The sequence below is a fragment of the Noviherbaspirillum sp. genome, from assembly GCF_035254685.1.
Taxonomy (GTDB): domain Bacteria; phylum Pseudomonadota; class Gammaproteobacteria; order Burkholderiales; family Burkholderiaceae_D; genus Noviherbaspirillum.
Genome location: NZ_DATFAI010000019.1, coordinates 42,311 through 54,815 on the forward strand (window position 1 = coordinate 42,311; position 12,505 = coordinate 54,815).

Below are 12,505 nucleotides of genomic sequence, written 5' to 3' on the forward strand. Positions count from 1 at the left end.
TCTTATGCAGGTGAAATTTCCATGACTTACCAGATCACGATTGAGCCGCTCGGTCAGACGATCGAGGTGGAGGAGGGGCAGACCCTGCTCGACGCCTCGCTGCGTCACGGTGTCTATCTGCCGCATGCCTGCGGCCACGGCCTGTGCGCCACCTGCAAGGTGCAGGTACTGGATGGCGAGGTCGACCACGGCGAGGCATCGTCCTTCGCGCTGATGGACTTCGAGCGCGAGAACGGTCAATGCCTCGCCTGCTGCGCGACGCCGACCAGCGACCTTGTCATCGAGGCCGACATCGAGGTTGAGCCGGATGCAAAGAATTATCCGGTGGAAGATTACCGCGCCACCGTCACGCGCGTGGAAGACCTGACGCCCACCATCAAGGGCATCTGGATGAAGCCGGACCGGCCCATGACCTTCCAGGCCGGCCAGTACATCAATCTCGACTTGCCGGTCAGCGGGGGCCTTCGCCGTGCCTTCTCTCCGGCCAGTGCACCGTCGCGCGACGAGATCGAATTGCATGTGCGCCTCGTCGAGGGCGGCGCCGCCACAACATGGATACACAAGGATCTGCGCGTCGGCGATACGCTCGGCTTCTCCGGACCGTATGGCCGCTTCTTCGTGCGCGAATCCTCGACCTTGCCGCTGATCTTTCTTGCCGGCGGCTCCGGGCTCGCCGGCGTGCTGTCGATGATCGACGACCTGCTGGAAAAGGGCGATTCCCGGCCGATGACGCTCGTCTACGGGCAGCGCACGCGGGTGGAGCTGTATTACCACGAGCGCTTGCTCGCACTGGCTCGGCAATTCCCGCATTTCACCTATTCGCCCGCACTCTCCGGCGAGCCGGAGGACAGCGCGTGGCAAGGTGAACGCGGCTTCGTGCATGAGGTGGCAAAGCGCGTCTTCGACGGCATGTTCGCCGGCCACCGCGCGTATCTGTGCGGGCCGCCGGTGATGATCGAAGCCTGCATCAAGACGCTGATGCAGGGGCGCCTGTTCGAGAAGGACATTTTCACGGAGAAGTTCATCACCGCCGCCGATGCGAGCCAGGTCCGCAGCCCGCTGTTCCGCAACGTGTGAGCGTGGCCTACAGCCGGATTCCGACGATAACAATATTCGAGACAAAGCATGCAAACCAATCACATTCGCCGGGCTGCCGGCCTCACCCGAGGACGATCGATCGTGCTGTCCCTGATGGCCTGCGCCATCCTCGGCGCCTGCACCCAAGCCGCCAACACCTCGGCCATCGATCGCGAACGGCAGAAGCCGGTACAACGCTACGACATCGGCCAGGCAGTCGCCAGCAACGGCAAGGTGATCGTGGCCGGCACACAGAGCGGCGCTGCGCTGGTATCGAAAGACCAGGGCAAAAGCTGGACGCGCACGGCACTGGGCGCGGCCTCGCTGATCGACACCGCCGCCTGTGGCGACGGCAGCTTCGTCGCCATCGATTTCTACCACAAGGTGTGGTCGGCCGATGCCGACGGCGCCAACTGGAAATCCGTGGCGCTTTCGCAACCGAAGACCCCGCTTGCCGTCACTTGCGACAAGCAGGGCGGATGGTGGGTGAGCGGCATTCGCTCCGTCATCGCCGCCAGCCGCGACAAGGGCGCGACCTGGAAAGTGACCGATCTCGGCGAAGACGCGCAACTGACATCAATCCAGTTCATCGACGCCAAGGCGGGCGTCGCGCTTGGCGAGTTCGGCCTCACTGCTTACACGGAAGACGGCGGCGCCACCTGGCAGAAGGGCGCGAAGATTCCCGGCGATTTCTATCCCTACGCGGCGCTGTTCATCAATCGGCAGGAAGGCTGGGTGAGCGGCATTGCCGGCCAGATGATGCACACCACCGACGGCGGCAAGAGCTGGCAGAAGCAGCCCAACCTGAGCCAGGCCGCACTCTACCGCCTCTTCCTGCACGAAGGCGTGCCCTATGGCGTCGGCAACGGTGGCACCGTCGCCCGCCTCGAAGGCGACGCATGGCGCGCGATGCCCTATCCCGACGCAGTGCCGGTCTTTCTCGGCGGCGGCGCACCGCTGCGCGGCCAGTCGGCCGTGCTCATCGCGGGCCCCGGGGGCCTGCTGCGCGCCGTCGGCACCACGGCAACCCAATAACGCCATTCACGCCATTCACGCCATTCACGCGGTTCAGGAATACTCAACATGGTCAGCAAAGCACGTCATTCCATCACCCACGCACTGCACCGGGGCGAAGAGTGGATTTTCCGCAATCCCAAGATCGTCCTCTCGATGGTGCTCATCGTCACCATCCTGTTCGGCCTGGCGCTGCCGCGCCTGCGCATCTTCACCGACTTCGCCGACCTGCTGCCGCAGAACCACGCCTACATCAAGGTCTACAACCGCCTAAAGGAAAACTTCGGCGGTGCCAACATGATCGTCATGGCTGTGGAAGTGGAACAGGGCACCATCTTCAATGACGAGACACTCAAGCTCGTACATGCGGCGACGCAGGGCATTGACAGCCTGCCGGGCGTCAACCACAACCAGGTATCGAGCCTGACGCATCGCACGGCACGCAAGGTCTTCATCGACGACCAGGGCGGCTTCGCTTCGCAGCCGTACTACGATCCGATGAAGCCGTTGCATACGGCAGCCGAACTCGACCAGCTCAGGAAAGACGTGGTCGCCAATCCGACCATGTACGGTCTGCTCGTCTCGCCTGACATGAAGGCCGCCCTCATCAAGGCGCAACTCAATGAATCCAGCATCGACTACCCGGCCACCTTCGCCGCCTTGCAGAAGGTACGCGCCAGCCTTGCCGCGCCGGGGCACCATATTTATGTCACCGGAAATCCGGTGCTGACCGGCTGGGTCTACACCTACCTCAACCAGATTGTCGAGATCCTTGCCTGGACCATCGCGCTGCTGGCGACCTTGCTGATCGTCTATTTCCGTCGCTTCTACGGCATCGCCTTGCCGCTGCTCGGCATCGCGCTCTCCTCGGTCTGGGGCCTCGGCTTCATGGCGCTGACCGGCATCAATCTCGAGCCGCTGTCGCTGCCGATTCCTTTCCTGATCGCCGCGCGCGCCACATCGCACGGCGTGCAGCTGGTGGTGCGCTATTACGAGGAACTCGCCATCGTGCGCGACGGCAAGCGCGCTGCACGCAATGCGCTGGACGCGCTGTTCCGCCCCGGCTCGCTGGCCATCATCGTGGATGCCGTCGGCATCGCAGTGCTGATGCTGGGCGCGGCGCCTTTCAATTACAAGCTCGGCATGGCCGCCGGCTTCTGGGGCTTCTCCGTCATCTTTACGGTGCACTTCATGGTGCCGCTGGCCCTGACCATCCTGCCCGCGCCGAAGAAGCACGAGAACGCCAACCAGGGCGTGCGCAATTTCCTCGGCAAAGCCATGGCGCTCACCGGCGGAACCGAAGGCGGCGCGCGTTCCATCCTCATCCTCGCCCTTATCGGCGCGCTCGGCGGCATGTACTTCGTCAGCAAGGTGCAACTCGGCGAATCGGAACCGGGCTCGCCGCTGCTGCACCGCAACCACGACTACAACATCTCCACCCGTGCCATCAACACGCGCTTCCCCGGCTCGGAGGAGCTGCACGTCGTGGCGCGCACGGACGAGAAGGGCGGCATCAAGCGGCCCGAAGTCATGGCCGCGATCGAACGCTTCCAGGCGCACATGCTGGCCGACCCGGCGCTCGGCGGCACCAAGGCGATTCCCGGCGTGGTACGCGTGGTCAACAAGCTGACGCACAACGACGACCCGCGCTGGATGCAGCTGCCCGACAACGCCGATGAAACCGGCGGCCTGATGTTCGCCTACATGGCATCCAGCCCGATCCCCGGTGCATTGAAGGAGTTCATCAATGCCGACGAGAACGAAGCAGACATCGTCTTCTACTACAAGGACCACCAGGCCGACACGATCAACCGCGTCGTCGCGCTGGCGGAAGAGGGCATCGCAAAGATACAGAAGGAAGTCCCCGGCCTGCACATCGAACTCGGCGGCGGCATCATCGGCGTCACTGCCGCGGCCAACCAGGCGCTGCATACCGACCACATGATCATAATCCCGGCCGTGATGCTCATCGCCTTCCTGATCGTCATGGCCTACTACAGCTCGCTGCATGCCGGCTGGCTGATGGTCCTGCCGATGCTGTTTTCGACGCTGCTGACGTATGCCTACATGGGAGCGATGCACATCGGACTGAGCGTCAATACCGTGCCCGTCATCGCCGTGGGCGTGGGCGTCGGTATCGACTACGCGGTGTACTTCATGGACCGCATTCGCGAAGAGTACGCGGCGCTGCGCGACATCCGGCAAGCGGTGGTCAATGCCGTGGCCACTACCGGCTACGCGGTGAGCTTCACCGCCGCGACCCTCATTGCCGGCGTCGTCATGTGGATCTTCATGTCCGACCTGCGCTTCCAGTCGGATGCGGCGATCCTGCTGTCATTCATGCTCATCGTCAATGCCATTGCCGCCATGCTCATCGTCCCGGCCTGGTGCGTCGTGTTCAAACCGAAATTCGTGACGGCCACCCAGTACGACGAGGACGGCGTGCTGGAGGCCGCATGACAAGAAGAACTTCCGGACCACCGGAAGAAAGCAGAGAAGCACCTTTCCAACAGCCTGATAACAGCATAGGGGAGTAAATCCATGCAGGAGACAAATCAGTACACGCAGTATCGCCTCAAGGTGGGGGTTGCCGCCATCTGGCTGGCATTCGCCGCCCCGGCGCTGGCAGAAAACAATCTGCCGTCACTGGGCGAAGACGCCTCGCCCATGAACGTCAACACTACTTACGAAAACCACACCGTGCATCGCGAAAATGCCGGCCTGGCGAAGTTCCGCAATACCCTGCAGGTGGAATTCGACAAGCGACTGCAGGACGACTGGACCGTGCAGGGCACGCTGCGCGGCACCTGGGACGGCGTCTACCGGATGAACAGCAGCGAATACGGCAAGAAGGCAGGCGGTCCGGTCACGATCGAGAACACCGGCTATGCCGCGCTGCCGCCGGTGCCGACCAACGCCGGCACTCCGCTGAACCTGCCCAACGTCCCGTTCGGCGGCGGCATCAACAACCCGATCGCGACCGCGCTTGGCCTGCCGCCCACCAACGGTTTCGGTTTCGACCTGACGAAGAATCCGAACGACGGCATGCGCGTGCTCGGTGACCGCTGGCACGCCACCAACGGCGGCGTCGCCTTCGGCGTGCCGGTTCGCCCCTGCGATGTCGATTCGCGCGGCTGCAGGGATTTCGGCGGATACGGCAACAAGAAGCTGTCCGAACTGGAAGCACCGGAATTCAACAGCCGTCTCGACTTCGTGCGGGAACTCTACGCCAAGAAAACATTCCGCATGGCCGACGGCAACCAACTCTTCGTCAAGGCCGGCAAGCAGCAGGTGGTATGGGGCCGCACCGACCTGTTCCGCGTGCTCGACGTGATCAATCCGGTCGACTACTCGCGCAACAACATCTACGACGAGCTGTCCGACATACGCATTCCGATGTGGATGCTGCAGACGGAATATCGCATGGGCGCCAGCGATTCCATGCAGGACCGCAACTTCCAGGTCGTGTGGAACTTCGACAAATTCCGCGCGAGCAATCTCGGCCAGTGCGGCACGCCCAACGTCATGCTCGACGCCGGCTGCCTGATGCGCGCGATGTCGAACCTGTGGGACAACGGCGGCACGGTCGCCAACTTTGCGGCGGGCGGCCATGTCGCCACCGACTTTGGCCCGCACCAGGCAGGGATCCGCAACGTCAACCTGCCTGAATGGTCGCTGCAGAACACGCAGCTCGGCATGAAATACGAGGGCGTCACCAAGGACGGCCTGTCCTTCTCGCTGAACGCCTTGACCTACCGCTCGCAGTTGCCATCGCTGCGCGGCATCAACGGCAATGGCACGATCAACCCGTTCACCGGGGTCAACGGCAATACCACGCCGCCGTACGCTGGAGTGCCGGTCAGCAATCTGATCGCTTTTGACGTGCATTTCCCGCGCGTCAACCTGATCGGCGGCTCGATGGACTTGCAGCTCGAGAAGCTCGGCGCGGCCGTGCGACTCGAAGGCGCGCTGACCAATGGCGAGGAATTCGCGAACACCGCGCGGCCCGAACTGTACTCGAAGAACAAGGTGTTCCGCTCGGTCATCGGCGTCGATCGTCCGACCTTCATCCCGTTCATCAGCACCTCCGCGGCCACGCTGCTGTCGGCGCAGCTGTTCTACCAGCACATCTTCAACCATGAGCTGAATGACGGCCCGCTGGGCAAGGTCGGCATGCCCGACTGGAAGGACAACATGATCGGCACCTTCCTGATCCGCGGTTCGCTGCGCAACGGCACCGTCAGCCCGCAGTTGGTCCTGGCGCGTGACTTCCGGGCGAAGGCCTTCGCGGTATCGCCGCAGGTCGAGTGGAACCTCTCCAACGACCTGAAGCTGACCTTCGGCGCGAACTACAAGGGCGCGAACGGCGACGACCACTACCGCTTCGACGACTGCCGTTCCTGCAACCCGTACGCGCCGTTCACCAATTACGGCCCGACGCAGGCTGTCGGCCAGTCCTTCGGTCTCGGCGGCATCGAGCCGCTGGGCCGCTTCCGCGCCGGCCCGATCGGCACGGCATTCAAGGAAAACGATATCTATCTCAAGCTGAGCTACAAGTTCTGATCGATTCAAGGAGACAAGCATGAAAAAGAGCATGATCGCCCTGCTGCTGGCAGGGCTCTTCGGCGCCGCCCACGCGGCGACCGACGCCGACGTCGACAACGCATTCAGCCCCTACCGGAACGGCATGCCCAGCTTCCCGGGGCTGTCCGCCGGCATGACCATCAACAAGGGCAACGCCGACCAGTTCAAGGAAATTCTTGGAGCCGGCGTCTACAAGCTGATCAAGGACGGCCTGTTCGAGATCAAAGTCGGGCCGACCACCGATTTCGCTCTCAACAAGGCATACGTCGCCGCCACCAAGGCCAACCTGAACAAGGCCAAGCTTGGCGCCAAGCCCGGCGAACTCATCGGCTATGTGGCAGGTCGCCCGTTCCCGGAAGAGCCGGACCTCAACGACCCACGCGCCGGCGAAAAGCTGGCATGGAATTTCCGCTACGGCCTGAACTGGGGCGACAACGCCGCCGTCAACATGATCTGGAAGTACAAGAACATGGAAACCGGCCGCGAAGAGCGCCGCGTGAAGATGGACATCCATTTCCTCAACTTCAAGCATCGCGTCCTGCAGCAGCCGACGCCCGAAGTCACGCCGAACCCTTCCCAGATCTTCAAGGGCACGTACCTGAAAGTGTGGGAGCCTAACGACGTGCGCAATACACAGTTGCTCATTCAGCGTTTCGAAGACGACCTGAAGGTGGATGACGCCTATCTCTACCTCGGCTTCCAGAAGCGCGTGCGTCGCATGGCAACCGGCCAGACCACGGACGCCTTCCTCGGCTCGGACATGATGATCGAAGACTTCGAAGGCTACAACGGGCGTATCAGCGACATGAAGTGGACCTTCAAGGGCAAGAAGCTCGTGCTGCTGCCGGCGTGGAACCACAATGAACTCGCGTTGAGCGACGAATTCAAGGACCCGGACGGCTACAAGTACATCAGCTTCGGCGGACAGGGTGGCTGCTTCCTCAACGGGAGCTGGCAATTGCGCAAGGTATATGTGCTGGAAGCCGCGCCGGTCAATTCGTCGCATCCTGTCAGCAAGCGCGTGTTCTACATGGATGCGCAGATGGGCAGCATGAACGGTGCGAACGAAATCTACGACCGCAAGGGCGACCTGTGGAAGGTGCTCATGGTCGGCAAGAGCCACGCCGACCACCACCTGCCCCAGAACAAGGGCATGGGTATTGGCGTGGACGACGGCTTCTCGATCGTCGACGTTCAGTCGCGTCGCTGCACCACCGCCCAGTTCAAGGGACGTGTCGATCCCAAGCTGTCGCCGCCGGAAATGTTCCAGGTGCAGTACATGCGTGGTAACGAGTAAGCTGCGCAGGCAGAAGCGCGCCCTTCGCTCCGGAGGGGCGCGCACCTCTTCCGCCGTCCCGCCCGATATCCACTCCTCGTTCCTCGATATCAGCCACACGGCACCGCGTACCTGCTGCATTGTTGGCTGCACCGCCTGCGCCGTCAGGCGCGGTCAGATGCGGAATCGAACCCGTTCCCGCGCCTGACAAATTCCAGCACCATTCAGACAAGCCAGCGGTGAACGCATTGCGTGCATGCGACAGCACGCGGCCTGTCCGTCTCTCGCCGAATTACGCACATTCCGCGCGCACTGAAGCGCGTACGCGCGATACACGCGAGCGCACCGTGCCCACGGGAATCTTCATTTGTTCCGCAGCCTCTTCGTAGGTCGATTCACCGTCAAGAACGGCTTCGAAGGTGGCTCGCATATCGCCCGGCAGAGAGGCGAGCAGCGCCTCGACCTTGTCGGCTATCTGACGCACTTCAACAAGATGCGCCGGGTCGGCATGAATGTCGACGAGTTGGTCCAGCAGCGCCTCGTCGATCTGCTCGTGCATGTGGGCGCAATTGCGACGCACCTGGTTGCGCGCCAGATTGAGCGCGATACCGAACAGCCAGGTGGACGGCTTCGATAAACCACCGAAGCGGTCTGCGCAACGCATCGCTTCCATGAAGGTGTTTTGCACGACATCTTCGGCGTCTTCGGCATTGCGCACATAGCGTTGGACGAACCGGAGCAGGTGATGATGATGCTGGCGATACAACTGGTTCAAATCGATGGCGGTGCTGCTTGCATTCTCTCTGGATGCGGTGGCCTCTGCCGAAGCGAGTGTCTCTTTCATCACAATCTCCTCCCGGTTTTTTTTACGTTCGAATTGACGACCTGGACATCGGGCATCGCGATTTGCATGTGTGGTGTGCGATTACCGTGAAGCAACGATAGCGAGGCGTCGTCGCGCGAAGAGAAATCGATGAGGATTGGTGAGACTTTGAGGAAAGTTGAGAAATTGCTTGTTGCAGTTGTGATTGAATTGGAACCGTGGCGCATTCAAGGTCGCGCCCCGCCAGGGCGGAAGCAGATGAAGGGCCGTGCTCCTTTCCATCTCTCGCCATGACACCTCGCCGCACCGCTCACCCAGGACGACTTCAATTTCTCTTGACATGATGCAGGCATGAACAGCCGATCTCAATCAGCCGTGAACCGGTGGATCGGTAATTCAAGCTTCGCATTGAAGCGCGGCACGAGATGGCACTGCGGTCTTCTTTAACGTCATCGATAAGCCGAACAAGCCTGGCGACATTCGGCTCATGACCTACCTGAAACAATGCCAAGGGCAGCGATGGATATCCAATTTCAAAACCTGATGACGGTACTACTGCAGCATATGGGAATCGACCTGCCGCCCGACCGGCGCAACGACGTGTACACAATCAGCGTTGATCAACAGCTGCAACTGAAATTGTTTTCCATTCCCGTCGGGTATCTGAACGTGATTGCCGATCTCGGCAAACTGCCTGATGCATCGGGGACAGAAGCGCTGATCAATCTCCTGAAGCTGAATTGCTTCACACCGATCCATCCCGAACTCAATTTCAAGCTTGGCTATAACGAAGCCAGCGGCAACGTAGAGTTGTGGACAAGGAAGAGATTGAACGCAATGAGCAATAGCGACGCGATCGAATTGCTCGATTTCGCCCTTGAGACTGCACGTTTTGCAAAGGATTGGATCGATCGGCCAATGACGAAGCAACGTTCGCAGCACCATCTCTCCCGGCTGATGGAAAAACAAGCCGGCCAACAAGAAAAGTGAATCAAAGAGCAGGTATATGGACCAAATCAGAAATCAATTCAACTACGTGAGGCAGACCGTATTGGCGGAGCACAATCAGCCCGGTGCAGACAGGCCGTCACATAATGAACGAGTGCTGCAGCTGATCGCTGAGGCGTCGCAAAACGCGACTGCGAAAGTTCCTGGTGAAATACTTCGCGGTCGGTTCGGCAAGAAACCTGTCGTCGTAGACCCGCAGACATTTGACAAACTGGTTCTAGGTAAAGGGATTGCCGACGCAGTCAAAGCCTTGATCAACAAGAATGCGCCGAATCAGAGACTGGGGTTGATGCAATCAGGCGGGCTTGCAGACCGGGTAGGGTTGTACGCCCGCTTCCACCTTTCTCACGGAGATGTTGATGGGACCACAATGGCGACCAATACCATTGTTGCCCGGACCGGAGTATGTGCCCAGCACGCACAAGCCGCCTATTTGATCGCCAAATCGCTCAATCTGCGTGCGGCCTTGGTTGTCGACAGATGGAATGACCATATGTACGTATTAATCGATCATGATGGAAAAAATCCCGTCATGGTCGATCCTTGGGCTATCGTTCCCACTTCCTGCCTGGCTTCAGAATCCTCGTATAAACATACATCCATCGTGGAAGAATGCGAGCCTCATGATCCTGTACCGAGCGCATTCAATCTTCCGGCCATTGAAGAAATTCGTGATCGCCTGGAGCAAAAAGTGGGACCCGAGGGCTTTGAAAACGCCATGGCAGAAGTCTATAGAAATAGGTATGGGATTCGAAGTAACTTGCTTGACAGGTATTGCCTTGCACAAGGCGTCATGCGCTATGACAGAATCGATATGGACGCAGTGCCGGAGGATGACCGGCCCAGAGTCCTCGCCACGAGGGAAAAGATAAAAAAGATAGTGGAGGAAAAGCAGCTTACGGAAGTTGCCATGACCACGCATAAGGGGGCGAAGATGGACAAAACCCGGCTGATAAGCGTCAGCATCGGCAAAAAGTCGGTTCCGGACAGTATGTTCAATGAAGAAGCACGCATCCCGGCTGAACACAGGGACGACTATGTCATAGCCAGATCACGTGCCGAGCGGGAGGCGCAAGTGGCAGCCTTTAATGCGGCATGTCGAGGCGTCTTGCGTCAGGCAGTAGAAGCAGCAGAAAAGTCAGGAACAAAACGGGTGAAAGAGTCGGTTTTCTGTACCGTTACCAAACATCGATATCACACCGAGAATGCCATCACCGTCGGGGCTGAAGCGACAATGTCGACGCGGGTCGATCCTTACCTGTGGGATGAACGACACACGGCCAACACCGTCAACACCTATGAGTCGGAGGATGGGCGACGTGTTCGCTTCGACAAAGTTTCGCCTGATGTTCTTGAAAAAATAACGCAAGCTGTCGCGAAAGCCAGGGAGAAGAAATATCCTGACGCTTATATCAAGCGCACGCCCGTAGCAGCGGCGCCACTGCGCCGTGCCGCGACCAGCAGAACCACCCCGCAGCGGCAAGTCCAGCACATCTCCAGGGATGCAATGCTGGAAGCCACGATTCGAAGAGTGAGGAAGGCAATTTTCGATATCATCAGAGTGGGTGCGAAAGTTGCATTACTTGACGGAACGCCAGCGCAGGTCGGGGGTACAAATAGCACGGCATCCGCACAAGACCTCATCGCGCGACAACAAGACTTGGTGCATATTCTGGACCAGCGTGTGGAGCATCTGCCGGCGGACCAACTCGCAGACACTCTGTACGACCTGGCCGAAGAATTGCCCTATCTTCGGGCTGGAGCGCGGGAAGATGCACTTGAGCTGCTACGCGTCTGGATGGTCGTCACGCCAGATGCCATTCCCTACATCGAAAGCCAGATTGCCCAACTCGAAGCAAGTCCTGGCCAAGAAATTTCCCCCACCGAATTGGCGCATGCCTGACCTGACTCAGTGACGCCGCCTGGCCAGCTTGGGTACTGCAATGAACGGCATGCTGCTCGTACGTATGCACTCCGCGCCTCCAATCCTGGCCCACTCGCGACGTTTCTTAACACCCCGGTGGGTGTCGACCTGATTGCGCGTTCGAATTCCTGTGATGCGTCGAAGATCGACTGGCCTGCTGAACTTTTAGAATTCACGTGAAATGAAAATACCTCAGCCTCCTTCACCGATTGCTCGTGATGACCGCCAGATGAGTAATACAGCCATGGCGGATGCGCCTGCAAGCGTCATTGCCATCCAGGCCGCAGAAACAGTGTCATCCGCAGCTCCAAAAAGGCCTCGTCCGGCATGGCTGACGAATACGCTGTCTCGCCGTGAAACGACCGACGGCATCAAGAGTGAGATTCCCGGTGTCGGAAATCGCCATGCGGCCTTGCGGTCGAAGGATGATCAATCCGGCGCAGATTGTTCAATTGACGAATTCGGTTCAAGCATTCATCAGCATCTCGCGTACCGCTGGCCACATGACCGGTCAGTAGCTCACGATCACCTTGGTCTGGGCACTTATGGGGATATGCGACGTGACCAACTTCTGCCAATTTCCGGCGCGGATTATCTTGGAGACCAGTACGGCCTGTTAACCGCCGCAAACGTGTTGGAACAACCTCATGGATTAAGGACTAGAGCGGTTTTCACATCAATAAAAGGGAAAGGAACATCAGGCGCAAAAGGATGTCCTCATGGGATTGTGAAGCTGGAGGTGTCCTCATGGCTGCTCCCTATTCAGAGGATTTGCGTCGGAAGGTGGTCCAGGCATGCG

9 protein-coding genes are annotated in these 12,505 nt (G+C 59.8%); 8 read left to right on the forward strand and 1 reads right to left on the reverse strand.

What is annotated here, in order from left to right; all coding sequences use genetic code 11:
• The first annotated feature begins 21 nt into the window (after window positions 1–21).
• The 5 genes from VJ698_RS05940 to VJ698_RS05960 all read left to right on the forward strand — a co-directional run bounded on the left by VJ698_RS05940 (window position 22) and on the right by VJ698_RS05960 (window position 7,972).
• The gene (locus VJ698_RS05940; protein ID WP_324101795.1) at window positions 22–1,077 is read left to right on the forward strand and encodes a 2Fe-2S iron-sulfur cluster binding domain-containing protein; all 1,056 of its coding nucleotides are present in this window, start codon (window positions 22–24) and stop codon (window positions 1,075–1,077) included.
• 48 nt (window positions 1,078–1,125) lie between these two features.
• A complete protein-coding gene (locus VJ698_RS05945; RefSeq protein WP_324101796.1) occupies window positions 1,126–2,112 on the forward strand; it encodes a WD40/YVTN/BNR-like repeat-containing protein in 987 nt (328 codons plus the stop codon).
• 48 nt (window positions 2,113–2,160) lie between these two features.
• Window positions 2,161–4,551 (forward strand): efflux RND transporter permease subunit, encoded by a 2,391-nt coding sequence (locus VJ698_RS05950; protein ID WP_324101797.1) that lies wholly within the window; start codon window positions 2,161–2,163, stop codon window positions 4,549–4,551.
• Between the two features lie 81 nt (window positions 4,552–4,632).
• Complete coding sequence (locus VJ698_RS05955) at window positions 4,633–6,654, forward strand: DUF1302 family protein (RefSeq protein ID WP_324101798.1); 2,022 nt, start codon at window positions 4,633–4,635, stop codon at window positions 6,652–6,654.
• Between the two features lie 19 nt (window positions 6,655–6,673).
• Window positions 6,674–7,972, forward strand: a complete 1,299-nt coding sequence (locus tag VJ698_RS05960) for a DUF1329 domain-containing protein (protein ID WP_324101799.1) — start codon at window positions 6,674–6,676, stop codon at window positions 7,970–7,972.
• Window positions 7,973–8,243: 271 nt separating this feature from the next.
• Here the strand turns inward: VJ698_RS05960 and VJ698_RS05965 are convergent, their stop codons facing one another.
• Window positions 8,244–8,795: an RNA polymerase sigma factor gene (locus VJ698_RS05965; RefSeq protein WP_324101800.1), complete on the reverse strand. Its 552-nt coding sequence runs from the start codon at window positions 8,793–8,795 to the stop codon at window positions 8,244–8,246.
• A gap of 498 nt (window positions 8,796–9,293) precedes the next feature.
• On the opposite strand from VJ698_RS05965, the gene VJ698_RS05970 reads away from it, so the two are divergent.
• The 3 genes from VJ698_RS05970 to VJ698_RS05980 form a co-directional block, all read left to right on the forward strand.
• Entirely contained in the window at window positions 9,294–9,764 is a 471-nt protein-coding gene (locus VJ698_RS05970) for a CesT family type III secretion system chaperone (protein ID WP_324101801.1), read from the forward strand.
• A 16-nt stretch (window positions 9,765–9,780) separates the two neighbouring features.
• Complete coding sequence (locus tag VJ698_RS05975; RefSeq protein ID WP_324101802.1) at window positions 9,781–11,685, forward strand: hypothetical protein; 1,905 nt, start codon at window positions 9,781–9,783, stop codon at window positions 11,683–11,685.
• Between the two features lie 202 nt (window positions 11,686–11,887).
• A partial coding sequence (locus VJ698_RS05980) for a hypothetical protein (protein WP_324101803.1) occupies window positions 11,888–12,505 on the forward strand: 618 nt, incomplete at its 3' end.